Genomic DNA, 26,115 nt, shown 5'->3' with positions numbered 1-26,115 from the left:
CTCTCCTGCCTTAATACTGTAAGTGGCGTGGAATCGCAAAAGTCGGTAATGCCTGTGGTTTGCCGCCTTTCCCGGTACGAAAAGCTTTGAGCTGCATGACATAAGTCAGAATGTGCGCCACGGCGATATACAGCTGGTTCGGCACGGCCTGTTCCAACTGAGTGGTATGATAAATAGCACGCGTAAGTGGCGGGGAATTCAGTATTTCCACATTGTTTTCGCGGGCGATACGCTGAATATGCAGGGCCATTTCATCCACCCCTTTGGCAACCACGAAAGGGGCGTCGTACATAGTCGGATCGTATTTGATGGCGACCGCATAGTGGGTTGGGTTAGTGATCACTACATCTGCCTGAGGCACGGTTTTTTCCACTTTACGCCGCGCAAACTGTTGCTGAATCTGGCGGATACGCTGTTTCACTTCCGGCCGGCCTTCGTTGTTTTTGTATTCTTCCTTGGTTTCCTGCTTGGTCATTTTCAGCTGCTTTAAGTGCTCCCAGCGCTGGTAGGGGACATCAAGCAAGCCAAATATGATCAGCGCAACGCCCATCAGCAGCACACCGTGGAAAAGGATACTCATGACGGCGACAACGCCCTGGCGCAAGGGCAGGTTCTGCATCGCCATCAGCTCAGCCAAATGAGAATCCAGATAGGTATATAGCAGCAAGAAGATAACGGTCACTTTGAGGGTCGATTTCAGCAGCTCAACCAGTGAGCGTATCGAGAACATACGTTTAATGCCGGCAATCGGGCTGATCTTCGACAGTTTTGGCAGCACACCGGCAGGGTAGAACAGCCAGCCGCCCAGCATCAGACTTCCCGCGATAGCCGCTAACAGTATGACCGCAAACAGTGGCAGCAGCAGTTCTATCAAAATAGCCAGGCTTTGCCCCATATGCTCAATGCCTTGCCAGGGTGACTGCAGATCTTCGCGGGTCAGTTGCATGTTGAACCGGAACACACCGCTGAGCGCATCCCAGATGGCCTCAAGCTGGACCGAGAAGAAATACACCACAACGATAAAAATCACTGCGGCGGTGAGATCTTTGGCCCGTGGGATTTGCCCCTGCTCTCTGGCTTTACGGATTTTCTGGGGCGTAGCTTTTTCTGTTTTGTCCTGCGTACTCTGGTCACTCATAGGCCGTTTCCTGCGACATAATAGGTCAGCTCCTGCAAGGTGGTATGCACGAACTGGGTATAGCGGCTGGGTACACCGCTGATAGCAATGAGAATACTGAACAGGCCTAAAAGCATGGTCATTGGAAAGCCTAATGCGTACACGTTCAGGCTGGGCGCGGCCCGGTTCATGACACCGAAGCTGATGTTGGCGAGCAGCATGGAAACGATGGCGGGTAAGGCCAGCGCCAGTGCTGAGGCGAACATCCAGCCAACCATGGACAGAATCTGGTGCAGCGTTGCTTCACTGATACCAGCGCCGACTGGCCAGATATGGAAGCTCTGGACCAGAATATCAATCACGATCAGATGGCCGTCCAGTGCCAGAAAAAGCAAGGTGCTGAACATCAGGAACAGGCGGCCGAGCAGGGCGACAGACATGCCGTTCACCGGGTCATTCATGATCGCCATACTCAGGCCCATCTGCATAGAGACAATCTGCCCGAGCATGGTCATGGTGTTGAATAAAAGGTGAATGATAAATCCGAAGAACACTCCCCAGATCGCTTGCTCGAAGGCGAGCACCAGTGCTTTAAGGGAAAGGGGATCCACAGCTGGCATCGCTGGCATCAGTGGCGCAATCAGAATGCTGATCGACAAGGCGAAAAGCAGCCTTATCCAAATCGGAATGGCGCCGTCGCCAAAAAAGGGCATAGCCACGAGCGCCGCCCCGAGGCGGAAAAAGGGCCACCAGACTTGCCCCAGCCAGGCTGTGATTTGCGCAAAGGTCAGATCCATCAGCCAATCATTCCCGGAATGTTATGGAACAGATAGGTGAACAGGTCGACGAGCTTTCGGATCATCCAGTGGCCGGCGAAAATCACCATCAGCAGGGTTACCAATAAGCGCGGAAGAAAGCTCAGGGTCTGTTCATTAATCTGCGTTGCCGCCTGAAACACGGCAATAAGCAGCCCGACAAGCAGCCCAGGAATGACCAGTACCGTCACAATGGTAATGATCATCCACACGGCATCTGAAAACAGGGTAACAGCGAGTTCCGGTGTCATGTTGTTCTCCTACCCGAAACTGGCTGCGAGTGTGCCAACCGTCATTGCCCAACCATCCGCCAGCACGAATATAACCAGCTTGAACGGCAAAGAAATGATCAGAGGTGACAGCATCATCATACCCATCGCCATCAAGACGCTGGCAACCACCAGGTCGATAATCAGGAAGGGAATAAACAACATGAAACCAATCTGGAATGCCGTTTTCAGTTCACTGATCACGAAAGCGGGTAACACGACGGCAAACGACAGATCTTCAGCGTTCTGATTGATGGGCTCGTTGGCAATGTGCAGCATTTGTTCCAGAGAACTTTGCTGGGTTTGCTTGAGCATGAAATCTTTGACGGGTTTTTCTGCCACTGCAAAGGCATCCATCAAGGTCATCTGGCCTGCGTCATACGGCTTGAAAGCGTGCTCGTAGACGTCTGTCCACACAGGGCGCATGATGAGCAAGGTTAACGCCAGCGCTATGCCGACCAGAACCCGGTTAGGCGGACTCTGCTGCAGGCCGAGCGCCTGACGCAAAATGGCCAGCACTATGATAATCCGGGTAAAGCTGGTGGCCATCAGCAGGAAGGCGGGCAAAAAGCTCAGCGCCGTCATTAAGAGCAGCACCTGCAGCTTAACGCTGTATTCCTGATTGGCGGCACCATCAGACACTGTCATCAGTGTCAGGCCGCCACTTTCAGCCGCAAATACCGGGTGTGAAGACAGAAGAAATACGAGAAAACCGGTGATACATAGCCCGCCTGTGCGGGCTATTCGGTGACAGGTACTGCGGAGCATCATCAGGATTCCACGGAGTTAAGCGGCGAATCCACGATGTCGATCAGGCGCAGACCATATTTATCATTGACCACAACAACCTCGGCATGGCCCATCAGCGATCCATTGACTTTGACATCCAGTGGTTCGCCGTTGAGCTTATCCAGCTCAATCACGCTGCCTTCACCGGCTTTCATCAGTTCACCCAGCGAGACTTCGGTACTGGACACTTCCAGCGTGACAGTGACGGGGATTTTTTTGAAGAAATTGATATCGCGTGAAGGCACGTCGTCATAGGGAATAAAGGGCGAAGCAGCTGAATCCTGCTCGGTTTCAATATCATCATCCAGCTGGTCCAAATTCAGATCGTCAAAGTTCAGATCGTCTTCGCTGAATGCGTTTACGTCTGTCATCTCATTCAAATCAGTCATGTTTCAATCCTGTAATAGTATTATTTATCTTTAAGAATCAGGACGAGCTGGCCGTCTTTGTCGGCCACGCATCCGTTAAATAAATGTTCCTGTCCGATACGCACCGGCACATTGGTGAGGAGATCAATGTTCAGTACATCGTCAGGACGCAGCTTGAGCACATCATCCAGCGGCATTTTTTTCTGGCAAAGCGTGGCATGAAGCTGAACCGGCGTATTCTCCAGCGCGAGCCTGAAATCATCGCTCAGGTGATGGTTGGTCTGGAACGCCATATCATCCATCAGCACCTGAAGCATGTTTTCATCGAAGTACAGGCGGAACGCCGCCACTTTTTTACGGTAGCTCACAGTGAAAGTGGCGAGTAAGCCGACACCGTAAGTCATGCCATCATCGGTCAGTTGCCACGCCTTCTCATCGGCAACCAGTGAACAAATACGCTGCAGTAATCGCTGTTGAAGACGCAGGTCACTGGCTGTCAGCGTCGAATTCGCGTAACCGGCATCGCTGCGATCGATATCGGCGTTGTAAAATTTATCCGACAGCGCCAGTAACAACTGGGTATCCAGTTGCGCTTCAATCAGCCCTCCGGCTTGATGCCGAATGATAGAGGCATTGTTGCTTTGATCCGTGGCATCCCGGTTGGAGAGTTGAATGTCAGCCAGCTTAATGGTCAGATTTTTGTCTTTCACCCAGCGTTGTAAATCCTGGGTAATTGACGAATCTGCCTGCGAAAAGATTTTCTGCAACTCTTCCCGGATGACATGGATTGGGCGCCCTAAATGTTCAACGTTCAGTGTGGGGAAATGTTGAGCATTGTTTAACTCAATTTTTTTCATATTGGCATATCCGTCAGAACTCATATGCAACTTATTAACTGTTGCGGATTTAATTTACTTCTATTTTGGTAAAACCACTATTAGTTTCGCTAAGTCTAGCCTGAGCTATTTCCTGTGTTTTAGTTATTGATTTTGAATTTGTGATGTTAGTCCACATGTTGATTATATCTTCATTTATAGGGTTTTCTTATATATGAATTGATGAGACTTTTATGGCCGCCTTTGAAATACCCTGTGTTTTGTTAGGTTTTGCTTGCCACAAGTAGCTGTTTTTGAAGCCATATCAAAAAAATCATTCTGACGGATAGAATGTCGGTACGGTGTCAAATTAGTGTCAGAGTGGCGTCAAATATAAATTGAATCAAGATCACCTTTATTTTATTAAAGTGATTTTGAGCAAGAAACAAATATATAGAAACAACAAACCAATTTGGCTGTTTAATATTTTGTGGCTAAGTTGGATATTATGATTAAAAAATGAATTTTGGTTTTTTTCCAAAATCTGAGAAGGGTAAAAATGTTAATTTCATTTCTCAAGAAATACACATTCTTATTTATTGCTCTTGCGGCAGGTTCGGTTGAAGCAAAGCTTGTTTCAACACCGATGGATCTTGTCGAGTGGAAATACCAAGGCGACAAATTTCACTGTTCATTAAATCAGCAGGTGGATAATTTCGGTCAGGTGAGCTTTATCGCGAATGCCGGGGAAAATCTGACGCTGAAAGTGAAGCCTATGCGACCTGTGGTTCAGTTTCAATCTGCAGGTCTGTATCTGCAGGATGGTCCTTGGGTGGCGACACCTAAGCAGACATCTCTGAGCCCGGGTAAGCAAGTCAGTCCGACTGAAGTGTCGTTCACTCATGCAGTTGATGCATTGCTTGACGGTATGACAGCTGGCCAGTGGGCGCGGGTTGGGATGCTCTATCAGAACAACAATACCCCGGTCGATTTGCTGCTATCGAGCGTTAATATGGCACCGGCACTGGCTGATTTTACTCTCTGTCGTTCCCGCCTGCCGGCCATGTCGTACAAACAGGCTCGTGACCTGGTGTTTCAGTTTGATTTGGGACAACGCACAGTTTCCACTGAGCAAAAAGCAACGCTGTCAAATCTGGCTGAATACATTCGTCTTGATACGTCAGTCAATCAGGTGTTGATTGATGGTCACTCAGATAATGTGGGCTCAAGGCTGGGCAATGTGCAGGTGTCTAAAGTCCGTGCCGATGATGTGGCCAGTTTTCTCCGGGAAGCCGGCGTAAAAGACAGCTTGATTCAAATCAGGGCACATGGTTCCCGCTATCCGATCGCCCATAACGAAACGGCGAAAGGGAAAGCGTTAAATCGTCGGGTAACAGTGCGTGTTATGCGTGCTGGCAACAATGATGAAAGCAGGGTTCAGTAATGATTACGAAGACAATTCAGTTCATTGAACCGGACAGGCAGCAGGCTCAGCAAGTGATTCAGGTGCTGGAGCAGGCGGGCTATCAGGTGGATTATCTGACATCCGGCAAAGCCGGCTTGCAGTCACGCCAGGCGGCGATCACTCTGGTCAGCTCCTCGCTGCCGGATATGTCACTGACCGAATGGGTTCGCTACAGCCAGACAGTGGCGGACACACAGCAGCGCCGGATTGCCATTGCGATTGTCGATCAGCACGAAGGCTTGCTGGCGGCGGAAGCGATGAAAGCCGGTGCGACGGATTATTTGTTAAAACCGTTCGAACCCAGCCAGCTGTTAAGCCTGATTGCCCGGGTTGAAGCGCTGCAAAAGCCCATGTCTGACATAGTGGCGCAATCCTGGCGCAGTAAGCAGATTTTGCAATTGGCCCACCGTGCGGCCTGTACGCATGCCAGTGTGCTGATCACCGGCGAATCAGGAACAGGCAAAGAAGTGCTGGCGCGCTATGTTCATCAGCAGTCACCACGCAGCAAGATGCCGTTTGTCGCGGTGAACTGTGCTGCTATCCCGGAATCCATGCTTGAAGCTGTCTTATTCGGCCATGTAAAAGGGGCCTTTACCGGGGCAACCGGCAGCCAGAGCGGCAAGTTCGAAGAAGCAAACGGCGGCACCATTTTGCTGGATGAAATTGCCGAAATGTCGCCGGCGCTGCAAGCCAAGTTATTACGTGTGCTGCAAGAGCGCGAAGTCGAGCGTGTGGGCAGCCATAAAACCATCAAGCTCGATATCCGGGTGATAGCCGCCACCAATAAAGATCTTCGTGTCGCGGTACAGGAAGGGGTGTTCCGGGAAGATCTTTATTACCGCCTGGATGTGTTACCTCTGCACTGGCCACCGCTTCGCGAGCGTCCTGAGGATATTCTTCCGCTGGCCGATTATTTCATCGGTAAGTATCAGCAAGGCAGTGCCTGCCAGCTATCCGCGGATGCCCAGCAGATGATGATGCAGTACCACTGGCCGGGCAACATCCGCGAGCTGGAAAACATTATCCAGCGCGCATTGGTAATGAGGCACGGCGATTTCGTGACCTCCCAGGATCTCATGCTGCCGGTAGACAGCAGCAAAATTCAGGCGATTAAACCTGAATATATGCCTGCAGCGACGGGCAGCGCAGGAACAGAACAGGGCTATATTGGTGCGAAGAAACAGGCCGAATATCAGTATGTGCTGGACGTGCTTAAACAGCATGAGGGTAACAGAACACTCACGGCAAAAGCACTGGGTGTGACGACAAGAGCTTTACGTTACAAATTGGCGGCAATGCGTGAGCAAGGCATTGATATTTCACAAATTGGCTCAGCAGCCTAACGATCAGGAGACACAAGTATGCTTGCGACGAATTTGACGCAGACGACCACCGCCCAGCAATTAATGCTGGATAAAATGCAGCTCATGCAAGCTCAGGCTGAGCAGAACATTGCTGTGAAAGCCAATCCATTAGACCAACAGGTTAAACCACTTGCTTTTTCTTCTGCCATGACACAAGTGCTTGACCTGGTAAACGGCCATCAGGCCGCTGCAAGTGCGAAGATGACGGCGGTTGAAACCGGGAAAAGTGATGATCTGGTTGGCGCGATGATTGCCAGCCAGAAGGCCAGTTTGTCTTTTTCTGCCTTGATGCAGGTAAGAAACAAAGTGGTCGGTGCGTTTGAAGATGTAATGAAGATGCCGGTGTAAATTATGACCATGATTACTCAAGCAGCGGCAGCGGAACTGACTGCTGCCAACCGTTCTGATCATTCTCTGCTGGATCGGGCTAAACGCGCCTGGTACAGCAGCCAGCGTAATCTTGTTTTGTCTGCTGCGCTGGCGGCTGTGGTTGCCGCTATCATAGTGGTTGCACTCTGGACGTCGACACAAAGCTATCGCCCGCTTTACAGCCAGCAGGAGCGCTTTGATACCAGCGAGATTATCTCTGTACTGGAAGCGGAAGGCATTCCATACCGCTTACAGGAAACCAATGGTCAGGTGCTGGTAGAAGATGGCCGAGTTGCTGAGGTCCGTATGTTACTGGCCGCCAAAGGGGTGAAAGCCAAACTGCCGACCGGTCTGGAAACACTTCAGACTGATTCTGCTTTGGGTACCAGCCAGTTTATGGAAACGGCACGTTACCGTCATGGTCTGGAAGGGGAACTGGCCCGTACCATTATTTCACTTAATGTCGTCAATAACGCCCGTGTGCACCTGGCGATTCCACGCCAGACTCTGTTTGTGCGCCAGAACACGGAGAAGACCACGGCCTCTGTCATGGTGGAGCTTAAGCCGGGTGAAGATCTCAAACCTGAACAGGTGGAAGCGATTGTGAATCTGGTGTCGGGCAGTGTCACCGGCATGACGGCTGAACACGTTTCAGTGGTGGATCAGTTCGGTCGTTTACTGAGCGCCGATATCGGCTCGGAAACGTCCGGCCGAATGAATACCAAATATCTGGAGTATCAAAAGAATCTGGAGAAGCAGGTCATTCAGCGTGCTTCTGACATGCTGACTCCGGTTCTCGGCCCGAGCAACTTCCGGGTGCAGGTGGCGGCCGATCTGGATTTCAGCCGCATTGAAGAAACCCGTGAAATGGTGGATGACAATCCGGTTGTCCGTTCAGAACACAGCATTGAGAACAACTCAACCGATAAAATTGCCTTAGGGGTGCCGGGTTCACTGAGCAATCAGCCACCAACGGTTGAAGAAGAAGGTGAAGGTGAGGCACCGAAGAACACCAGTGAGCGCTCTGAAGTGAATCGTCAGTTTGCATTAGGCAGCAGTGTCAGGCATACCCAGTACCAGCAGGGGCAAATTAAGAAACTGAATGTGTCTGTATTGCTGAACAATGCTGTTGCGCCGGACGGTGCCGTCTGGGATGAGGCACAGAAAGCCGAAATCAGCCAGATGATCTCTGAAGCGGTCGGCCTGAATGCCGAGCGTGGCGACAGCCTGAGCCTGATGAGCTTCAACTTTACCCCGGTCAACATTGAACCTGTTGCCCCTATGCCGTGGTGGCAGGATACAGCATTGCAGCAGCCGTTGCGTTACATCATTGGCGGCTTGCTGGGACTGGCGATGATCTTCTTTGTTCTGCGTCCTCTGATTCGTCACCTGACCGGTGTGGACAAAGCACGCCAGGAAATGGACATTGCCACTTTGCCAGACAACATTCTGAGCAAAGAGCTCGATGAGCAGGCGCAGGAGAATGAACTCAATCGACGTCTGTCCGACAGAGGCCTGAGCAATACCACCAACGGACTGGATGCAGATGCTGAGATGATGTTGCCGCCTTCAGGTTCGCCTTTGCACATCCAACTGAAACATCTGACATTAATTGCCAGCGAAGAACCGCAGCGCGTTGCTGAAGTCCTCAAACAATGGGTAAATGGAAATGAGCACAACCGAGACAACTAATCCGGCAGACATGCAAACCTTAAGCAGCGTGGATAAAACAGCGCTGGTTTTGCTGGGCATGGGAGAGGATGCAGCCGCTCAGGTTCTGCGTTATTTCTCCCGCGATGAAGTACAACGCGTCACCCGATCCATGGCGAAACTCACTGGCATCAAAAGTGAGAACGCCAAGGTCGTGATTCAGCGGTTTTTCGATGATTTTCGCGACCACAGTGGTATTCGCGGCGCGTCGAAAGATTATCTGTCGAACACACTGTCGAAAGCCCTGGGCAATGATCTTGCCAAAGGTGTACTGAACAGTATTTATGGCGATGAGCTGCGAAATAACATGCAGCGACTGCAGTGGGTTGATACTGACGTTATTGCAAAATTTATCAGTCAGGAACACCCGCAGATGCAGGCGATTTTCCTGGCTTATCTGCCGCCGGAAACCTCGTCTCAGGTGCTGGCGAAACTGCCGTCAGAGCAGCATGATGAACTGATTTACCGCGTCGCCCGTCTGAGTGAAATCGACCACGAGATCGCCAAAGATCTGCATCTGTTGATCGATCGCTGTATCCAGCAGGTTTCGGGCGGTCAGGGCGCATCGGTGCTGGGTGCCAAGCAGGCTGCCGACATTATTAACCGCTTTGAGGGTGATCGTGCTCAGCTGATGGAAATGCTGAAACTGCATGACGAAAAAGTGGTCAGCGAAATCGAAGAAAATATGTTCGACTTCGTTATCCTTTCCCGTCAGCGTGAAGCAACGATGGATCGCCTGATCCAGGAAATTCCGCTCGACTTGTGGGCAACCGCGCTGAAAGGGGCAGAGCTCAAGCTGCAAGTGGCAATCAAACAGTCCATGCCACAGCGTATGGCCAACTCGCTGGATGATGAAATGGCCATGCGTGGTGCGATGCCATTATCCCGGGTTGAGAAAGCCCGCCAGGATATTATGCAAGTGGTTCGTGAACTGGCCGATGCCGGTGAGATCGAACTGAGCCTGTATCAGGAACAAACAGTGGAGTAAGTGATGCGTTCAGTAAAAGTGATGCAGCTGAATCCTGGTGAATACCGCTCACACCGCTTTCCGCCTATGGTGAAGCCTGTTGTACAACACGAAAGTGGTGCACAGGATGCAGACAATTATGTCGCCCAGGCGGAGTTCAATACCAAGGAACACCAGGCAGCTTTGCAAAAACAGCTGGAAGAAGGATTTCAGCAAGGCTTGCAGCGGGGCCATGAAGAAGGCCTGCGTCAGGGTGTTGAGCAGGGTCGCCAGCAAGGCTTTACCTTAGGTCAGCAAGACGGTTTTCAGCAGGGATACAGCAAAGGCGAAAGCCAGGGCCGCGAAAAATATGAATCTGCCATTGCGCCGATACAAGCACTGCAGGCGCATATTCAGCAATGGCAGGATGAGCGGGAACATGCTCAGCGCGAGCAGATTTGTTCCCTGGTGCAGAAAGTTGCCCAGCAGGTTATTCGTGCAGAGCTGACACTGATGCCGCAGCAAATTCTGGCGCTGGTGGAAGAAACCTTAGACAGCATGCCGGGTAACAGCGACAAGGTGGTGATCAATCTTAATCCGCAGGATCTTGAGCGTATTACCAATCTCAGTCCAACCCTGCACCCGAGCTGGAAACTGGTCGCGAACAAAGAAATGCCTGTCGGCGGTGTTCAGCTGGTAACGGATCAAGCAGAAGCCGATGCCAGCAGTGATGCCAGACTGGAAGCCTGTATGGAAACGCTGCGCGAGCACTTACTGGAGAATCCAGCGGCTGAAGCCAGTCATATCGCAGCAGCAGAAACGGCGGAGAGTATCAGTGAGTGACGGTGCATTTCATGATCGTTTGAATGATGCTATCGCCTCCATGTCATCCATTCCGATTGCCCGGGTTACCGGGCGGTTGGTCAAAGTCAACGGCCTGATGCTTCAGGCCGTTGGCTGTAAGTTCAGACTGGAACAGCGCTGTCTGGTTGAAACGGATGATGGTGAAGCCATTGAAGCCCAGGTGGTGGGCTTTGACCGCGACGTGGCGTATTTGATGCCCGTGAGGCAGTTAGGCGGGCTGTACGCCGGAGCGAGAGTCGTCCCGCTGGACGGCGACAGTACAGTCGCGCTCGGTGATCACTGGCTTGGCAGGGTCGTTAACGGTCTTGGCGAGCCATTTGACGATCTTGGCCCGCTAAAAGGCGGAGAGAAAGTGTCGCTGAACCCTTCACCGATCAATCCGTTAAAGCGCCGCCTGGTTGATACACCGCTGGATGTGGGTATACGTGCAATCAACGGATTACTGACCCTGGGCAAAGGCCAGCGTATCGGACTCATGGCAGGTAGTGGTGTGGGTAAAAGTGTCCTGATGGGCATGATCACCAAAAACACCAAAGCCGATATTGTTGTCGTGGGTCTGATTGGTGAGCGTGGCCGGGAGGTCAGGGAATTCATACAGCGCAATCTCGGCGCAGAGGGTATGAAGCGGGCTGTGGTGATAGCAGCGCCGGCCGATGAATCTCCTTTAATGCGTCTGCGTGCCACTAAACTGTGTCACCGCGTAGCGGAATATTATCGCGATAAAGGCAAAGATGTCCTGCTGCTGATGGACTCTTTAACACGTTACGCCATGGCGCAGCGTGAAATTGCCTTGTCCCTGGGTGAGCCGCCTGCTTCTCGTGGTTATCCGCCTTCAGTGTTCAGCCAGTTGCCTCAGTTGCTTGAGCGTGCCGGTAACGGTGAGCACCCGGATGGCAGCCTGACGGCAATTTACACCGTACTGGCGGATGGCGATGATCAGCAGGATCCTGTGGTGGACTCTGCCCGTGCCATTCTTGATGGTCATGTGGTGTTATCCCGTACGCTGGCAGAGCAGGGGCATTATCCGGCGATAGATATTAATGCCTCTATCAGCCGCTGTATGAGCAGCTGTACCGAAAACTCTCATGTCACAGTGGCAAACCGTTTCAGGCAGCTCAATGCCAACTACTTGCAAGTCAAAGAGCTGTTGCCTTTAGGCGGGTATCAGCCCGGACAAGATGCCGAACTGGATCTGTCTGTCCAGGTGTTTCCGCAACTCAAAGATTTTCTGGTTCAGCAGGTTGATGAAGTGACTGACTACCAACAGTCGCTGGTTCGGCTTGCTGAGTTATTTACACAAACGCAGTAAGGTTAGGAGACGGTGTGATGAAGGGCAGACTGAAAGCTGTGAGTCAGCTTCAGCAGATTGCTGAGCAGCAGCGTGATCGTCACGGACAGCACTTTGCACGTCAGCAAGATCAGGTCGGCTTTTTTGCCCAGCAACTACAGGCGCTGGCCGGGCTGAAATCGGGCTGTCAGCAAGAAGGAAGCGCCGGGTTGAACGCATTGGCGCTGCAGAACACCACTCAGGTCAATACTATGCTCAGCCGCCTGATTTCCCATCAGCAGCACGAAATGGCGCTGATGCACGCAGAAAGTCAGCGCACGAAAAAGGCGCTGGAGCAAAGTCAGGTAAAGGTAAAAGGCTTGGAAACCGTGATGGAGCGCTGGCAAGCTAAACAACGTTATGAGCAGGCCAGAAAAGATCAAAAGCTCATTGAAGATTTGATCAATGCCAGATACAAACGTCCATCCATATAACAAGCGCCCGCGGGCGCTTTTCTTTGTCACCCCTAAACCACCGCCTATGGCGTTGGTGATTGTTTTTGAAGTGAAAAACTCTCAGGCCGCTTCTTTATAGAATGCTAACCCCGACGCCATCGCGACCAGCACGGTAGCACAGGTCTTGTTGAGCGATTTCAGGCGACTGACCGATAAATACTTTGCTGCCTGAAAACCTGCCGTTGCGTAAACCAGCATCACAGCGACATCAATCACGATGGTAGCCACCGCGAAGAGCACGTATTGCATGAAAACCGGCGCTGTTAAATCCAGAAACTGAGGCAGAAAGGCGCCGAAGAACAGGAGCCCTTTCGGATTAGACAGGGCTGCGAACAGGCTGCGCCGGAACGCTGCTGCTGGGCTGTGCACTTGTGTGCTTTTGAGTTTGTCTGCTGTTAATGCGCCGGCTGAAGGTGTACTGCGCCACAACTGGTATGCCAGCCACAGCAGGTAAGCCACGCCACAATATTTGACGGTCAGAAAGAGGGTTTCAGAAGCCGCCATTAATGCCCCCAGTCCCAGCCCGGCAGCACTGATCAAAATTGCGTCAGAGATAGCAGCCCCTAAAATGCCATAAAGTACAATTTTCTTATTTTTACTCACACCGTTCGATAGAGATAACAGCATGGTCGGCCCCGGAATGACGGTCACGGTAAATGAAGCGATGCAATATAGAAGTAATGTACTGACCATGGTGGAAGAATACTCCAAGTGAATTTGAATCATTTGATGCATTGTCAGGCGTCATATTGATTCAATACCTAATAATTCAAATGCATAGTGTATAGATGCATAATAGCTTAACGCGACAACGATGATATCCCTACTATGAACGCAAATCAAACTAGCCAACTAGTTCGTTAGTTTTCAGTTAGATGAGTCTCACAACTTTGATTCTGTTTTCACACCTGTTGGCAGGCGTGAGCCTATGCTGCGGAACGTGAAAAACCAGTGCTGTTTTCCAATATAAACAGATTGAATTCAGTGCAGAAAAGCGCCCGAGTTGACGATTCTGGAATCCAGCGGTGGCGTATGCCAGCATGATGGCGAGATCAATGAGGATGGTACAGATTGTAAAGAGGAAATATTTGAATTTGGTTGTCTCAATCGATTCATCACTCGAATACGCGACTTCAGTGATTTGATTGAAAAAATGCTTAATCAAACCAAAAATTGGACGCCTTAACTATTTGCTACCTGAGTACCCGTGAAGAATGTTGTTAAGCCAATCGCACAGTCTTCCATAGCGGTACGCTAATAGCGCATATCCTGTTCCCATCAGGAACATTTTCACCACTATTTGTTTGCCCGGTCCCTTTGGAACCGGGTTTTTTTTGTCTGTCCCGTTTCTCTTTCTGAAAAAGTGACAATAAAAAAGCACAGCCGGCTGGCTGTGCTTTTCAGTAAGAGTCAGGCGTACCGTTATGCGGCTGTCGCTAGCTTCTCTTTAGCTACTTGTGCGGTGACAGGCTTGGTGATGAATGACAACAAAACCGCGACTGCCAGCATGCCAGAACACACAGAATAGGCCAGCGTGTAGGTGCCGGTCATATCGACTGCTACGGCGGCTACCACTGGGCCAATGAAGCCACTGACACCCCACGCAGTGTATAGAACACCATAGTTAGCACCGTAATTCTTCAGGCCATAAAAATCGGCTGTGATCGATGGGAAAACGGCAAGCAGAGTACCGTAGCCAACCCCGGCAACGGCAGCACCGACAATCAGGCTGAACTCGTTGTCGAAGGTGGCGAACATCACCATGTTGATGGCTTGCATGATAAAGGCAATCATCAGCGTTTTAACGCCGCCGATTTTGTCTGACAGCATACCGGCAGCGATACGGCCACCTGAGTTGAACACAGCCAGAATCACCACCAGAAACGCCGCGTCAGAGAGATCGGCCTGAGTCGCTGCAATAGAAGTAATATTGCCGATAATCATCAAGCCTGCCGCGGAGGCAAAGGCGTACATCACCCACAAGGAGTAAAACTGGGGTGTTTTCACCATGCTGCGCCAGGTCATGTTAACAGCTGGTGCCGGATTGGCAGAGGCCGCGACGGCAGATGGCGCCTCCGGCTGGTAGCCTTCCGGTGGGTTGTTGACAGTGCATGCCAGAGGGACAGCGACCAGCAGTACAGCGATGCCGAGGATCAGAAAGCTCTGATTAATACCGTAATCGGCAATCAGGGATGATGTCAGCGGCGCCAGATACACAGCAGCCAGGCCAAAACCGGCCGCGATCAGTCCGTTTACCATGCCTTTCTTCGAAGGGTGGAACCATTTCATTGCTGAAGGGCTTAAACAGGCATAGCCAAAGCCAATACCGCAACCTGTCAATACCCCGAAAGTCAGCACCAGCAGCAGTGGTGTGGTGGCAAAGCTGGATACAATCATACCCAGGCCAACCATGGTCGTGCCGAGCAGCAAGACCTTACGCGGACCGATTTTGTCCTGAAGAATACCGGCTAGTAACAATGAGAGAGAAAAGGTAATGATAGCAACGGTATAGGGCAGGGACGCATCGGCGTTTGACCAGCCAAGATCTACCACTAAGGCTTTCTTAAATACACTCCAGGCATACAAAATGCCCATACACAAGTTAATACAGAACCCTGCCAGCAGGATTTGCTTGGCGCGATCAAATGTTTTCATAGGTCTCTCTAAATGCCGGAACGGCAACTGCTTTACTAAACTTTTCTTGGTAGCAATCAAAAAAAGATGTATTTGTTGTTGAGGGCGCGGATTCTATCAATAAATGTTATTAAAATACCGGACAGCAATGTTTTGTTACAAATAGCTTGCTTGAGGCAGGTGATGATGGTGTTTGGCGGGGAAGGTTCTCCACCCCCTGGATAGCAGAGGGTGGAGCCAGGGAAAAGCTGACAACCTCAGTTCATGAGTATGTTGTAAATTTTGTCTTTAAGCTGCAAACGCTCCATTTTCAGTTGGGTGAAGTGGTGATCTTCGGTGGGAATGTTGCTGCATTCCAATCCCCGTATTCTATGGTCAAGCTGGTGATATCGGTCTGACATGGCCTTAAAGCTTTCGTCGCAGGTCTTCAACTCTGTGATTTTGTCCTGCATTTCGGGGAACTCAATGAAGAGTGCGTGATTTTCACCTAACATGTCTGTCACTCCATAAATTTTAGTGAATGAAAGCCCTGCTTTTTCGTCATTGTTTTTATAAACGTTCAACTATTTGCTTATTGGTCAGAGATTACTGCTGGTCAGCGCATCCCTTGCAGTTAAAAATGTTTACTCGTTTAAGCATAGTCGAATGAGGTTATTTTCAACCCCACTGAGGCTGAAAATCAGATGAAAGGCACAAAAGCTATAGTGACGTTGTCACATCTTGGCGGGAAGCAGGCGGGCAGTCGGGTGATTATTGATACTTTTTGGCACGTAGTGTTTTTTTGAGCGATTCAATATAGGCAATTCTGTCGGCATTAGCAGGCGCTGCCTGAGTTTGCAATTTTGCTTTAGCCTGTGCTTCTTCCTGTGACATGTAGCGGCCATTAATTCTGACATGAGGGGCTTTGGTTTCCTGTTCGGCTCGAACAGAGGCATCCTCCTGGGCTTTGGCTATTGCATCACGTGCCGTACTTTGGCTGGTTTTGTCTTCCATACGCTGTTGCAGCCAGACAGGTTGCTGCTTATTTTGGACCGGTTTATTGGCCTGTTGCTGACGTTGCTTAAGCACCGTTTCCAGATAATCGCTAAAATCCATGTTTCTATCCTCGCCCATACTGAGCGTATTGTAATTGGCTCTTGGCAGAAGTGAAAGTTTACAAACTGAGGTAATCTGACTCAGTAGGTAGAATGTTCTTTCGTATTCTGAACTGGCAGCAAAAACCTTGTTTCAAAATCTGATAGCGGCAGTGGCTTACAGTACAGAAATCCCTGAAATTCTTCTACACCTATGCTTGCCAGGAAATCTGCCTGTCCTTTGGTTTCTACACCTTCTGCCACCACGCTGATATTTAGATTATGGGCCAACTCAACGATAGCGTTAGTGATGGTGACAGATTCTTTATTGAGGGGTAAATCACGGACAAACTCGCGATCGACTTTGAGTATCTGAATCGGAAACCGACTGAGGTAGGCCAGGGAGGAATAGCCGGTACCAAAATCATCAATGGCAATTCTGACTCCCAGCGCGTTGATCTGACGTAACTTATTCAATGCCAGCTTAACGTCAGACATGACGACACTCTCTGTGATTTCCAGCTCTAAAAAACTAGGGTCGCACTGGCTATTCTGTATCGCTTTGCTGACAGTACTGACAATATCGGAATTCAGCAACTGCCGGGCTGAAATATTCAGGGCAAAATGCAGCCAGTGGCCTTGTAACTGCCATTGGCGTAATTGTTTGCAAGCCTGTTGAATCAAATGCTCACCAACCTCGATAATCAAACCTGTGGTTTCCAGAATAGGGATGAACTCAGTGGGTGACTGGATGCGGTTGTCATCATCGACCCAGCGTAGCAGCGCTTCCGCTCCGCAAAGCTGACGGGTCCGTGAGTCAAACCGGCCCTGATAGTAATACTGATAGCGATCAGTGCCGCAGCTTTGCCTCAGTTGAGCTTCCATTTCCAAACGTTTGACACTGTTGGCACCCATTTGCCGGTTATAAACCCGGTATTGTTGCTGTTGTTTGTTGTCTTTGGCTTTATACAGCGCAATGTCTGCCTGCCTGAGCAGGGTTTCGCTGGTCGAATGGATGCTGTCACTGTAGGTGATACCAATACTGGCACCGACCACCACTTCTTTACTGCCCAGTGTCATCGGCTCGCTGAGATGACGAAGGATACGCTCGGCCAGGTGTTCAAGAGCGGGCAGCCGGTTATCTGATGCTACCAGGATGGCAAATTCATCACTGCCTAATCTCGCCAGCATGTCATTTTCACGCAAAATAGTCTGCAGACGTTCGCTGACGGCTAGCAGCACCTGATCGCCGGTGTCGTGACCCAGAGAATCGTTGATTTGCTTAAAGCGATCCAGGTTGAGGGTGAGCAGGCCAATGACAGGGCAGGGCGATTGCTGGAGCAGGTGATCGATCTGCTGCTGCAGCATCAATCGGTTTGGCAGTTGGGTGAGTATGTCAAAGTGCGCTAATTGTTTGAGTTTGCTTTCAAACAGCACTCTGTCGGTAATATCTTTCCCTGTTGTGATGTAATGGCTGATTTTCCCTAGGTTATTGCGAATAGGAGAAATGCGTTTTTCCATATACACCAGACTGTTATCTTTCTTGCGGTGCGAGATGATGCGGTTGATTGTCTGGCCTTTGACCAGCTGTTGCTGCAATTTTGCCAGCTCTGCCGGATTTTGCAGAGCGGTAAGAATCAGGTGCGCGGCATCACTGCCGATCAGCTCGTTGGCATCGAGCTCGTTATATTTTTCAAAGCTGTGGTTTACATACTCGATGATCCCTTTTTCGTTGGTGATGATGATAGAGTCGTCACTTTGCTCCAGGGCGCGGGACAAGCTTTTCAGTTTTTCTTCACGATCAACCCATACAGTGACATCCCTGATATTTAACAAAATCTCATTACCGTCATTGTAAGCGGTTTCGCTCGCAATGATTTCAAGGTGTTGTACAGACGTAGTGTTGATGGTGATCTGTTGACTGACGGGCTGGTTATCACCCTGATTCATCTTGCCGTGTACCTGACTGAGTAATCCAGCCAGCTTGTTACTGGCTTCGGGATCGTTAACCAAAGCGGTAATCTCTTGGTGTGAAGCCTGTTGTTCTGAGGTGTTCAAAATCTGGCAAGCGGACTGATTGATATTGAGTACAGTGTTGTCCTGCTTGAGCAGAACCATGCCGTCCGGAGCATGTTTCAGTACATGGCTGAACTTTTTGACCATGTCGTGTAACTCGCCTTTCAGGCGTTTTTCATGGCGAAGCATTTTATGCAGGTGCCAGGCCAGTACCAGACAGCCGAGAAGAAAGCCGAAAGAGATCAGTGAAAACAGCGTGAATTTTTCAAGTTTCTCCCGTGAATACAGATTGTTAAAGATAAACTGACTCACACTGAGCTGGTTCAGTATTGAGTGAAGTGTGCTGGCGTTTTCCCATTCTTCTGCCAGAAATTGATACCCGTCAGACAATAATGTGTGGTTATCAAGCCGTGAAGAGGCGTGTGTAATAGGATGTCCCCGTCTCTCTGGGTTAGCGCTAGGACTGCCATTAAGAAAAAAAAGACACAGCAAAAAGATAAAAAGCAGCAAAAAGAACAGCAGCATTTTCGAATGAATCACATTTCTCTTCATATATCATCCATCATCCATGATAGAGCAGAGTCCCTAAGAGAACAGTATAGTGACGGTTTTCTGGGCATGCATAACACGCATTTCATGCGTATTAGGAATTTTTTGGCTTATCGATGAACAATAGACAATATTTTTGAATATGAAAAATGCAGGCAGCATCAGGGGCTGCCTGCAATTGAAGAACCGTGATAGAAAGAAAATGATCAGTTTGGAGTGGATTGTGCCTCAATCAGTTGCTGGCGCTGGCTGCTGACAACAAAAGCGAACCCGATCAGAACGAAGACACAGGTGCCGGCAATGCTAAAGGCAACAATGCTCAATCCTTTATCGGCAAAAGCCGCAACCAGTGAACTGGCCGCAAAACAACCTAATGTTTGCAGGAAATTCATCACCCCGGCCGCGGTTGCGCTGCAGTGCTTGAAGTCTTCCAGGGCTTTACTGATCACAATGGGGTATATCGCACCGTTAGCAACTGCAATAAAACAGAAAGGCAGTAAAACGGGCCAAATGGTGTCTGGTTTATGCTGCACAGTGATCAACAGTATGACCAGCGCACTGCCGATGAACAGTTTCAGCAGCCAAGGCAGCAGCTTTTTACCTTCCATGCGGTTTAGCAGTGCCCGGCAGCCATAGCCGCCAATCAAAAAGGCAATAGTCTGCGGCACATAACTTAAGCCGATATCTTCGCTTGAGTAGCCCATAGCAGACATGATAAACGGTGACCCTGTCAGGTAGGCGAAAAAAGCAGCAGAGCAGGCTGCAAAAATGAGCATGTTACCCATGAATTTTTTTGACTTGAGCAGGCTTGTATAGTTAATTGCCAGTTCTGACAAGACGTTGCCCTGCTTTTTTTCACCCTTGGCACTTTCAGGCTGCATGGTCGTCATCAGTGCTAACACGGCACCTAAGGCAATCAGGCTCAGGAAGATAGCACGCCAGCCAAAATGTGACTGAATCGCTGCGCCAACTAAAGGCGCAAGGGCCGGTGAAAGGGCGACCAAAGGCATGATAGTTGCGAACACTTTTTCGGCAAGCTTTCCTTCATACCTGTCAATGACAATAGCCTGCCAGAGCACGGTGGCACTGCACGCACCCAGCGCCTGAAGAAAACGGAATGCCAGCAGGGTTTCCACATTCGGTGCCATTGCACAACCCAGGGTGGCGAGGCTGAACAACAACATGGCACCCAGCAATACTTTTTTTCTGCCTAAGCGGTCAGAGAGAGGGCCATAGATAAGCTGACCAATGGCCATGCCTAACAGAAAAAGGCCGAGTGTCATGCCAATCAGGCTGGATGAGGTATTCAGATCGGCCTGCATGGCGGTGAAAGCAGGCAGATACATGTCGGTGGCCAGAAAGCCGAGCATGCTCAGTAATGCAAACCAGGCAAGCGTAACGGTAGTTGGTTTTGTCGTCATTTTATTGAAACCAGAAGTTTTTTCAGTGATCAGATTGTAAGCGTGGTGATTTGTGCTGTGAAACGCTAAAATTTCAACATTGCTTTCAAAAAATTTGATTCAACATCACGCGTTATTAAGTAGCAGGATATATGTTTTCTTTCAATGATTTGCAAGTAATTGATGTTGTTGCGAGGCGGGGCAGCTTTTCCTCAGCAGCAGAAGAGTTGCACAAAGTGCCCAGCGCAATCAGCTACACGGTCAGGATAATCGAGGATAAATTGTCTGTAACCTTGTTTGAGCGTCATCACCGGCAGGTCAGCCTGACTCCTGCAGGCCAGTACTTTGTTGAAGAAGCCAGACAGCTGCTCAAGCAAATGGAGCACATTAAGTTGCAGACACAACGTGTTGCCAATGGCTGGGCTGAAAATGTGTCGGTGGCACTGGACACTGTGGTCAGACAAAGCCGTGTCAGCACAATGGTACGAGATTTTTATCAGGCGTTCCCGGATGTTGAGCTGCATCTGACGATGGAGGTCTATAACGGGGTGTGGGACGCCCTGGCAGACGGCCGGGCAGATCTGGTGATTGGGGCGACGGCTGCCATTCCGGTCAGCGGGGATTTCGATTACACCGATATGGGAAACCTGCACTGGGTGTTTGTGATGGCGCCGGATCATCCGTTGACGGAAAGTCCGCTGCCTCTGCCAGACTCAGAACTGGCTAAGTATCCCGCTATCTGTCTTGAAGATACCTCACGTACATTACCTAAGCGCACAACCTGGCTGATGAATAATCAGCGCCGCATTATGGTGCCGGACTGGTCCAGCGCGTTTCAGTGTCTTGAAGCCGGGCTGGGCATAGGCGTTGTGCCGGAACATATGGCCGCCCCCAAGTTGAAAAGAGGCAAGCTGGTGGCCCGCACGCTCCCTCATGCCCCGCCGGTCAGTCCCTGCTGTCTGGCATGGAACAAAGCCAGCCTTAACCCCGCCCTGAGCTGGCTGCTGGAGTACCTGGGAGATAGCGAACAATTGCACCGAGAGTGGATGCGATAGCAGAAAAAAACACAGTATTCAAAGCGCTCAGTCGATGTTGTTCGTTTAAAACAACAGATTGAATACGTGAATATTGGTATGAAAAACAAGCGAGAGGATAAAAAAATCCTAAAAACAGCGCCAAGTCATAATTCTTTCATTCAGACCGCTTAGGATGCCCTTCGTCAAATCCATTACTTCCGATGAAGATGAATAAAAATACTGTGTTGACGATGAACAGAACGACAGAAAAGAATAGCGAGCTGTTGGCAATCGCTATTGATTATATCTACCAGGCCTTTCCGAACCTGAGCTATCGCCCCAGACCTGATGACGTCAAGCTGCTGGCGGCTTTTCTGCAAAGTCAGAATCCTGATTCTCCGGCATGTCTGGGCGAGTTGATGAACAGCAGCTATAACGCTATTGATATCGAAATTAATAAATTTCACAGCCGGCAGGGAAAACACAATCAGAGCATACCGGCCTTCAGCTAGAGGACTGGTGACTGAAAACGGCGGCTGGGCAGGCCTGGGTCGCCGTTTTCTGTTGCTGACACGTGTTTCTGCCGGTGCTATCCGGCCGGTGTTTTCAGGGTCTGATAGCCAGCCCAGATCCGTGTTGCGGTTGTCACCCAGCACAGTGATCCGAAAATCCAAGCGATGGGCGCAAAATGTGCCGGGAACAGGCAAAAGAGAACAAAACACGCGATAGTTTCTGTGCCCTCAGTCAAACCTCCCAAGTAAAACAAAGATTTGTGTTGATAAACCGGATTATCAATATCGCGCTTACCCGCCATGATGGCAAAAGCCAGAAAGCTGGAACCTGTGCCGACAAAGGCGAAGATCAAAAACGCACCAGCAACTGCATTCTGTGTAGGGTCTGCCAGAATGAAGCCAAAGGGCACAAGAGAATAAAACAGAAAATCCAGTGTGATATCCAGAAAACCACCACAGTCTGTGATGCCCCTGCGCCGGGCCAGAGCGCCATCCAAACCGTCAAAAATGCGGTTGATAATGATAAAACACAGTGCCAGCCAATATTGCTGGTAGAGGAGTGCAGGCAATGTCAGCAGCCCAATACCAAACCCGGCTACTGTAATTTGATTGGCGGTGAAAGGCGTTTTCGCCAGCAGTAAGCCTACACAGTTAACCGGCGCTTTGATGAGTTTGATGGCGTAGCGATCAAGCATGGGGCTGTTCCTCCTTCAGCGCGGCGGGCCAGTGCAATACCTGACCGTCAGGTGGCACGTCATCCTGATCATGGGTGACCATCAGCGCTGGGATATTCAGCTGCCGGATCTCCTTAAACACCAGGTCGCGAAACTGGATACGCAGATCTTTGTCCAGTTTACTGAAAGGCTCATCCAGTAAGATGGCGTCCGGCTCTGCCAGCAGACAACGCATCAGACTGATCCTGGCGCGCTGTCCGCCAGAAATCTGGCTCGGGCAATGAGAGGCCAGTTCTATCAGGCCTAACGCAGCTAAGGTGTCATAAGCTCTGGTTTTACGTTCAGGCTTTTTCACACTGGACGGTAAACCAAATGCCAGGTTCTGCCACACATTCAGGTGCGGGAATAGCAGATCATCCTGAAACAGCAGGCCAATGCGCCGTTTATCCGGAGCCAGTTCATTGAGCAATCTGTTATTGAGGTTGATCTCGCCCTGATAGAGACAGTCGGGCGGAATATGGCCGGCAATCACACCCAACAGGGTCGACTTCCCACAGCCGCTGGGTCCCATAATCGTTAGTACCTGTCCCTGCTCAACCGACAGCGTCAGCGAACTGAGCAACCGCTGATGTCCATTATTTATAGTGAGGTTTTTGACTGACAAGCACATTGGCTTTTGCATTCCTTGTGTATGTTCCGGAGGTCATTCTCGATTGATAGTAACGGCTTGCGAAAGTGGCAAGCGCGAAGAGCATGAAGGGCACCAGTCCCTGCAGCAGTCCGTAAATCGCACTGACTCTTCTGTCCTGTCCGCTGGCGAGCGCAACGGCTTCTGTGGTCAGGGTGCTGACCCGGCCTGCACCAAGGCTGAGTGTCGGCAGGTACTGAGCCAGGCTGACACTACAGCCTACGGCCAGTGCCAGACAAATTGCCGGCATCAGCATAGGACGCTTGACCCGCCACCAGGCCTGGAACTCCGATAAGCCAAGGCTACTGGCTGTTTGCGTATACCGGCGATCAAAACTGCGCCATGGGCCATCCAGCGCAAGGTACAGGTAGGGAAACACAAAGAGCACATGGCTCCATATCACCCATAGCAGGTGATGCTGGCCGGGGATCATATAAGTGGTGACCTGAATACCGAACAGTAAAGAAACCTGTGGCAACACCATGGGCATGGCTATCAGCCAGCCTGGGATACCGGTTCCTGTTTTGTCCCTGTATTCCAGACAACCAATGGCCAGACAAAGCGCAATCGCTGTACTGATACCGGCCAGCATCAGGCTGGTAGACGCCAGATCGGTAAACACGGCGGTTTCCTGTTGCCAGAATTGCACACTGAACCGGCTTGGTAACAGATCAGGAAACCGCCAGCGCAGCGCCACGGACCAGAGCATGAGAACAGGAATGACAAGCAGCGGCACCGCTATTAACGGCCAGTGAAAGTAACGCCCTGGCAATCGTTGCTCGCGATGGCCGGCATATTGCCAGCCTTGAAAGCCACGCAGAATCAGCCATTCCAGCACGCGAAACACAGCAAGCAGGCAAAGGCCCAGCATGAGCAGCATTAATGCGCCGACAGCGGCTCTGGGCAGCAAAGCGACATCCGGCTCATTGAACCACTGCCAGACCAGAACGGCAAAAGTGGGAGGACGGGTCGGGCCCAGAATCATGGCCATGTCTACCACAGAGATGCCATAAGCCAGCACGGCATAGATCGGCAGTCGCATCCTGGGGAGCCATTGCGGCAGTATAATAGTGATCCATGTTGATGCCCGGTTATAGCCCAGGCCATTGCCTGCAGCCAGCAAGCGGCCGACATTCAGTTGCTGCAGGACAGAGATACTCATTAATAACAGGAATGGAGTCTCTTTGATCGCCAGAGCCAGAGTGAGCCCTATGCCGTAAGAGTCCTGCAGCAGAGAAAACTGACCGGGATCGCCGCCCAATGCTGAGACGAAACGGGTGATGATCCCCGTGGATGAAAAGGTGAAAGCAAAGCCAATCGCGAAGGCCACATGCGGAATCGCCAGCATCGGAGAGAGCCAGGATTCTATACTCTGCCAGCGGCGGGAGCCCCAATATCTCTGCAGGATCAAGAAGGTAAAAGCTAATGCCAATAAAGTACTGATGACGCCAGTGGAAAGCGTCAGCAGAACAGAAGCAGACAAACCGGGCCAGGCCAATGCCTGATAGAAAGCCTGTGGCCCGGGCTGAGTCAGGCCAGCAAAGGGTAACCAGGACAGGGCTGGCAGCAAAATGCCGAACAGGCCCGGTAATAACGGCAAACAGCAGATCAACAGCGTGGCAATAAACATCAAGTACAACATATTGCAACGTTCGCCTAATGGGTGTCAGGGATAAACTTACAGGGTGTCAGGAAACGCTCAGTGTCCATATTTTTGCTGCCAGGCGGCCTCCAGCGCAGTTTGCCAGCTAGGGTGTGGCTCAGGGATTGCACGATACAGTTCTAAACTTTGTGCTTGGTCGACTCCCATAGCCTCCGGTGTCAGCACGGCAGGATCACCCCAGATCTGAATATTTGCTTTTCGTTGTTGCGCTTCAGGGCTCATGAGAAAGTTAATCACAACCCGGGCACCTGCTTTCGCGCTGGCATTCCAGGGGATGGCCAGAAAATGAATGTTAGAGAGGGCGCCTTGCTCAAAGGCAAATGCCTTGGCTGATTCAGGCAGATCGCCGCGCTCGATTGCGGCTTTGGCTTCATTCGGATTAAACGTAATGGCGACCAGAAGCTGCCTGTCATCTAACAGTTGCATCATTTCCGTTGAACTGGCCGGAAAGCGTTTTCCCTGCTGCCAGGCAACGGCATGGAGCTGATTGAGGTACTTCCAGAGCGGCGCTGTGAGGCGAGCGAATTTCTTTTCATCCGTTGCCGGGTCAATGGGCTCATAGAGCGCCGGCGCCGCGTTGGTCAGCTCAATCAATGCGGCTTTTAAAAAACTGGTGCCATGAAATGCAGGCGGCTGCGGGTAGGTCACTTTGCCCGGAAAAGCGACGGCCAGACTTAACAGTTCAGCAAAACTATTGGGTGGGTTGCTTAATGTCTGGCTGTCATGGATGAAGACCAGTTGTCCTACCCCCCAGGGGGCTTCGAGACCTTCTGTGCTTTCGGTAAAATCTTCATAGACGGGCAGTTGTTTATCGACCAGCTCCCAGTTGGGTAACTGGGCGACAAACGGGCCATCCAATAAGTGATTGGCTTTCATGGTGCGGAAGTTTTCGCCATTGATCCAAACCATATCGACGCTGCCGCCGGTTTGTTTGCCGGCCGCTTTTTCCGCTAACAGTCGCTGTGAGGTTTCAGCGATGTCGGCCACTTTGACATGGTTGAGCGTAATGTCGTAACGACTCTTTACTTCGCGGGCAACCCATCTTAAATAGCTGTTGATGGGCTGGCTGCCTCCCCAGGCATTGAAGAAAACAGTCTGTCCGCGCGCTTCTTGTTCAATCGCATCCCAGCTCATCTCGGCGATGGGCGAGGTTTCAGTTTGTGCTTCATTTGCCAGAGCAGGCATAGCCGCTGCGATTGCCAACCCAAGTGCTATCC

The 26,115-nt window shown here is 50.7% G+C and carries 26 protein-coding genes; 10 read left to right on the top strand and 16 right to left on the bottom strand.

Going from position 1 to position 26,115, the window contains the following annotated elements:
* Positions 1–10: 10 nt before the first annotated feature.
* From flhB to L6J37_RS05770, 6 genes are read right to left on the bottom strand one after another with little or no spacing between them, the layout of a single operon-like run.
* Complete coding sequence (gene flhB, locus L6J37_RS05795; RefSeq protein ID WP_027252356.1) at positions 11–1,138, bottom strand: flagellar biosynthesis protein FlhB; 1,128 nt, start codon at positions 1,136–1,138, stop codon at positions 11–13.
* Positions 1,135–1,914 (bottom strand): flagellar biosynthetic protein FliR, encoded by a 780-nt coding sequence (fliR, locus tag L6J37_RS05790; RefSeq protein ID WP_192016556.1) that lies wholly within the window; start codon positions 1,912–1,914, stop codon positions 1,135–1,137. Before fliR ends, flhB begins: the two co-directional genes overlap by 4 nt.
* The gene (gene fliQ, locus L6J37_RS05785; RefSeq protein ID WP_027252354.1) at positions 1,914–2,183 is read right to left on the bottom strand and encodes a flagellar biosynthesis protein FliQ; all 270 of its coding nucleotides are present in this window, start codon (positions 2,181–2,183) and stop codon (positions 1,914–1,916) included. The genes fliR and fliQ overlap by 1 nt, the downstream gene beginning before the upstream one ends.
* Positions 2,184–2,192: 9 nt before the next feature.
* Positions 2,193–2,972, bottom strand: coding sequence for a flagellar type III secretion system pore protein FliP (gene fliP / locus L6J37_RS05780; protein WP_036759474.1), 780 nt, complete (start codon positions 2,970–2,972; stop codon positions 2,193–2,195).
* Positions 2,972–3,370, bottom strand: coding sequence for a flagellar motor switch protein FliN (gene fliN, locus L6J37_RS05775; RefSeq protein ID WP_027252352.1), 399 nt, complete (start codon positions 3,368–3,370; stop codon positions 2,972–2,974). The genes fliP and fliN overlap by 1 nt, the downstream gene beginning before the upstream one ends.
* Positions 3,371–3,399: 29 nt before the next feature.
* The gene (locus tag L6J37_RS05770) at positions 3,400–4,215 is read right to left on the bottom strand and encodes a FliM/FliN family flagellar motor switch protein (protein ID WP_237794466.1); all 816 of its coding nucleotides are present in this window, start codon (positions 4,213–4,215) and stop codon (positions 3,400–3,402) included.
* 517 nt (positions 4,216–4,732) lie between these two features.
* Between L6J37_RS05770 and L6J37_RS05765 the strand changes: the two genes are divergently transcribed.
* From L6J37_RS05765 to fliJ, 8 genes are read left to right on the top strand one after another with little or no spacing between them, the layout of a single operon-like run.
* Positions 4,733–5,617 (top strand): OmpA family protein, encoded by an 885-nt coding sequence (locus tag L6J37_RS05765; protein ID WP_192016558.1) that lies wholly within the window; start codon positions 4,733–4,735, stop codon positions 5,615–5,617.
* Complete coding sequence (locus L6J37_RS05760) at positions 5,617–6,981, top strand: sigma-54-dependent transcriptional regulator (RefSeq protein WP_237794464.1); 1,365 nt, start codon at positions 5,617–5,619, stop codon at positions 6,979–6,981. Before L6J37_RS05765 ends, L6J37_RS05760 begins: the two co-directional genes overlap by 1 nt.
* Positions 6,982–6,999: 18 nt before the next feature.
* Entirely contained in the window at positions 7,000–7,350 is a 351-nt protein-coding gene (gene fliE / locus L6J37_RS05755) for a flagellar hook-basal body complex protein FliE (protein WP_192016560.1), read from the top strand.
* 3 nt (positions 7,351–7,353) lie between these two features.
* Positions 7,354–9,063 (top strand): flagellar basal-body MS-ring/collar protein FliF, encoded by a 1,710-nt coding sequence (gene fliF / locus L6J37_RS05750; RefSeq protein WP_192016561.1) that lies wholly within the window; start codon positions 7,354–7,356, stop codon positions 9,061–9,063.
* Complete coding sequence (locus L6J37_RS05745; protein ID WP_192016562.1) at positions 9,041–10,069, top strand: flagellar motor switch protein FliG; 1,029 nt, start codon at positions 9,041–9,043, stop codon at positions 10,067–10,069. The genes fliF and L6J37_RS05745 overlap by 23 nt, the downstream gene beginning before the upstream one ends.
* 3 nt (positions 10,070–10,072) lie before the next feature.
* Positions 10,073–10,870 carry a flagellar assembly protein FliH gene (fliH, locus tag L6J37_RS05740; protein ID WP_237794462.1) on the top strand — a complete coding sequence of 266 codons (798 nt, stop codon included), beginning with the start codon at positions 10,073–10,075 and terminating at the stop codon, positions 10,868–10,870.
* Entirely contained in the window at positions 10,863–12,200 is a 1,338-nt protein-coding gene (fliI, locus tag L6J37_RS05735) for a flagellar protein export ATPase FliI (protein ID WP_303460018.1), read from the top strand. The genes fliH and fliI overlap by 8 nt, the downstream gene beginning before the upstream one ends.
* Positions 12,201–12,217: 17 nt before the next feature.
* Complete coding sequence (gene fliJ, locus L6J37_RS05730; protein WP_218384747.1) at positions 12,218–12,652, top strand: flagellar export protein FliJ; 435 nt, start codon at positions 12,218–12,220, stop codon at positions 12,650–12,652.
* An 81-nt stretch (positions 12,653–12,733) separates the two neighbouring features.
* Here fliJ and L6J37_RS05725 read toward each other — a convergent pair whose 3' ends face one another.
* From L6J37_RS05725 to punC, 6 genes are all read right to left on the bottom strand, one after another.
* Entirely contained in the window at positions 12,734–13,366 is a 633-nt protein-coding gene (locus L6J37_RS05725; protein ID WP_192016641.1) for a LysE family translocator, read from the bottom strand.
* A gap of 729 nt (positions 13,367–14,095) precedes the next feature.
* Complete coding sequence (locus L6J37_RS05720; protein WP_237794460.1) at positions 14,096–15,328, bottom strand: L-lactate MFS transporter; 1,233 nt, start codon at positions 15,326–15,328, stop codon at positions 14,096–14,098.
* Between the two features lie 236 nt (positions 15,329–15,564).
* Positions 15,565–15,801, bottom strand: coding sequence for a YdcH family protein (locus L6J37_RS05715; RefSeq protein WP_192016565.1), 237 nt, complete (start codon positions 15,799–15,801; stop codon positions 15,565–15,567).
* 256 nt (positions 15,802–16,057) lie between these two features.
* Positions 16,058–16,402, bottom strand: coding sequence for a hypothetical protein (locus L6J37_RS05710; RefSeq protein ID WP_027252341.1), 345 nt, complete (start codon positions 16,400–16,402; stop codon positions 16,058–16,060).
* A gap of 80 nt (positions 16,403–16,482) precedes the next feature.
* A complete protein-coding gene (locus L6J37_RS05705) occupies positions 16,483–18,948 on the bottom strand; it encodes a bifunctional diguanylate cyclase/phosphodiesterase (protein ID WP_237794458.1) in 2,466 nt (821 codons plus the stop codon).
* A gap of 203 nt (positions 18,949–19,151) precedes the next feature.
* Positions 19,152–20,366, bottom strand: a complete 1,215-nt coding sequence (punC, locus tag L6J37_RS05700) for a purine nucleoside transporter PunC (protein ID WP_192016567.1) — start codon at positions 20,364–20,366, stop codon at positions 19,152–19,154.
* Between the two features lie 131 nt (positions 20,367–20,497).
* Here punC and punR point away from each other — a divergent pair, with 131 nt between their 5' ends.
* Both punR and L6J37_RS05690 read left to right on the top strand, forming a co-directional pair.
* Positions 20,498–21,400 carry a DNA-binding transcriptional activator PunR gene (gene punR, locus L6J37_RS05695; RefSeq protein WP_218384744.1) on the top strand — a complete coding sequence of 301 codons (903 nt, stop codon included), beginning with the start codon at positions 20,498–20,500 and terminating at the stop codon, positions 21,398–21,400.
* Between the two features lie 212 nt (positions 21,401–21,612).
* Positions 21,613–21,873 (top strand): hypothetical protein, encoded by a 261-nt coding sequence (locus L6J37_RS05690; RefSeq protein WP_237794457.1) that lies wholly within the window; start codon positions 21,613–21,615, stop codon positions 21,871–21,873.
* A 77-nt stretch (positions 21,874–21,950) separates the two neighbouring features.
* Here the strand turns inward: L6J37_RS05690 and L6J37_RS05685 are convergent, their stop codons facing one another.
* The 4 genes from L6J37_RS05685 to L6J37_RS05670 are packed head-to-tail and all read right to left on the bottom strand — an operon-like array spanning position 21,951 to position 26,083.
* Complete coding sequence (locus tag L6J37_RS05685) at positions 21,951–22,568, bottom strand: CDP-alcohol phosphatidyltransferase family protein (RefSeq protein WP_218384743.1); 618 nt, start codon at positions 22,566–22,568, stop codon at positions 21,951–21,953.
* Entirely contained in the window at positions 22,561–23,217 is a 657-nt protein-coding gene (locus L6J37_RS05680) for an ATP-binding cassette domain-containing protein (RefSeq protein ID WP_218384742.1), read from the bottom strand. The genes L6J37_RS05685 and L6J37_RS05680 overlap by 8 nt, the downstream gene beginning before the upstream one ends.
* Entirely contained in the window at positions 23,183–24,877 is a 1,695-nt protein-coding gene (locus L6J37_RS05675) for an ABC transporter permease (protein ID WP_237794456.1), read from the bottom strand. Before L6J37_RS05675 ends, L6J37_RS05680 begins: the two co-directional genes overlap by 35 nt.
* A gap of 57 nt (positions 24,878–24,934) precedes the next feature.
* The gene (locus L6J37_RS05670; RefSeq protein WP_237794565.1) at positions 24,935–26,083 is read right to left on the bottom strand and encodes an ABC transporter substrate-binding protein; all 1,149 of its coding nucleotides are present in this window, start codon (positions 26,081–26,083) and stop codon (positions 24,935–24,937) included.
* Positions 26,084–26,115: the final 32 nt, after the last annotated feature.

The sequence above is a fragment of the Photobacterium sp. WH77 genome (assembly GCF_022014395.1).
Lineage (GTDB): Bacteria > Pseudomonadota > Gammaproteobacteria > Enterobacterales > Vibrionaceae > Photobacterium > Photobacterium arenosum.
The sequence above is the reverse complement of the archived record's forward strand: the minus strand, read 5'-3'. Positions and strand labels throughout refer to the sequence as shown.

What these genes read in the sequence shown, in the direction of transcription:
- flhB (WP_027252356.1), bottom strand. Translation starts at nt 1,138, where the DNA reads ATGAGTGACCAGAGTACGCAGGACAAAACAGAAAAAGCTACGCCCCAG.
- L6J37_RS05760 (WP_237794464.1), top strand. Translation starts at nt 5,617, where the DNA reads ATGATTACGAAGACAATTCAGTTCATTGAACCGGACAGGCAGCAGGCT.
- L6J37_RS05670 (WP_237794565.1), bottom strand. Translation starts at nt 26,083, where the DNA reads ATGCCTGCTCTGGCAAATGAAGCACAAACTGAAACCTCGCCCATCGCC.
- L6J37_RS05685 (WP_218384743.1), bottom strand. Translation starts at nt 22,568, where the DNA reads ATGCTTGATCGCTACGCCATCAAACTCATCAAAGCGCCGGTTAACTGT.
- fliJ (WP_218384747.1), top strand. Translation starts at nt 12,218, where the DNA reads ATGAAGGGCAGACTGAAAGCTGTGAGTCAGCTTCAGCAGATTGCTGAG.
- L6J37_RS05765 (WP_192016558.1), top strand. Translation starts at nt 4,733, where the DNA reads ATGTTAATTTCATTTCTCAAGAAATACACATTCTTATTTATTGCTCTT.
- L6J37_RS05680 (WP_218384742.1), bottom strand. Translation starts at nt 23,217, where the DNA reads ATGTGCTTGTCAGTCAAAAACCTCACTATAAATAATGGACATCAGCGG.
- L6J37_RS05725 (WP_192016641.1), bottom strand. Translation starts at nt 13,366, where the DNA reads ATGGTCAGTACATTACTTCTATATTGCATCGCTTCATTTACCGTGACC.
- punR (WP_218384744.1), top strand. Translation starts at nt 20,498, where the DNA reads ATGTTTTCTTTCAATGATTTGCAAGTAATTGATGTTGTTGCGAGGCGG.
- L6J37_RS05690 (WP_237794457.1), top strand. Translation starts at nt 21,613, where the DNA reads ATGAACAGAACGACAGAAAAGAATAGCGAGCTGTTGGCAATCGCTATT.
- L6J37_RS05770 (WP_237794466.1), bottom strand. Translation starts at nt 4,215, where the DNA reads ATGAAAAAAATTGAGTTAAACAATGCTCAACATTTCCCCACACTGAAC.
- L6J37_RS05745 (WP_192016562.1), top strand. Translation starts at nt 9,041, where the DNA reads ATGAGCACAACCGAGACAACTAATCCGGCAGACATGCAAACCTTAAGC.
- fliP (WP_036759474.1), bottom strand. Translation starts at nt 2,972, where the DNA reads ATGATGCTCCGCAGTACCTGTCACCGAATAGCCCGCACAGGCGGGCTA.
- fliH (WP_237794462.1), top strand. Translation starts at nt 10,073, where the DNA reads ATGCGTTCAGTAAAAGTGATGCAGCTGAATCCTGGTGAATACCGCTCA.
- L6J37_RS05710 (WP_027252341.1), bottom strand. Translation starts at nt 16,402, where the DNA reads ATGGATTTTAGCGATTATCTGGAAACGGTGCTTAAGCAACGTCAGCAA.
- L6J37_RS05675 (WP_237794456.1), bottom strand. Translation starts at nt 24,877, where the DNA reads ATGTTGTACTTGATGTTTATTGCCACGCTGTTGATCTGCTGTTTGCCG.
- fliQ (WP_027252354.1), bottom strand. Translation starts at nt 2,183, where the DNA reads ATGACACCGGAACTCGCTGTTACCCTGTTTTCAGATGCCGTGTGGATG.
- L6J37_RS05705 (WP_237794458.1), bottom strand. Translation starts at nt 18,948, where the DNA reads ATGAAGAGAAATGTGATTCATTCGAAAATGCTGCTGTTCTTTTTGCTG.
- fliE (WP_192016560.1), top strand. Translation starts at nt 7,000, where the DNA reads ATGCTTGCGACGAATTTGACGCAGACGACCACCGCCCAGCAATTAATG.
- punC (WP_192016567.1), bottom strand. Translation starts at nt 20,366, where the DNA reads ATGACGACAAAACCAACTACCGTTACGCTTGCCTGGTTTGCATTACTG.
- L6J37_RS05715 (WP_192016565.1), bottom strand. Translation starts at nt 15,801, where the DNA reads ATGTTAGGTGAAAATCACGCACTCTTCATTGAGTTCCCCGAAATGCAG.
- fliF (WP_192016561.1), top strand. Translation starts at nt 7,354, where the DNA reads ATGACCATGATTACTCAAGCAGCGGCAGCGGAACTGACTGCTGCCAAC.
- L6J37_RS05720 (WP_237794460.1), bottom strand. Translation starts at nt 15,328, where the DNA reads ATGAAAACATTTGATCGCGCCAAGCAAATCCTGCTGGCAGGGTTCTGT.
- fliR (WP_192016556.1), bottom strand. Translation starts at nt 1,914, where the DNA reads ATGGATCTGACCTTTGCGCAAATCACAGCCTGGCTGGGGCAAGTCTGG.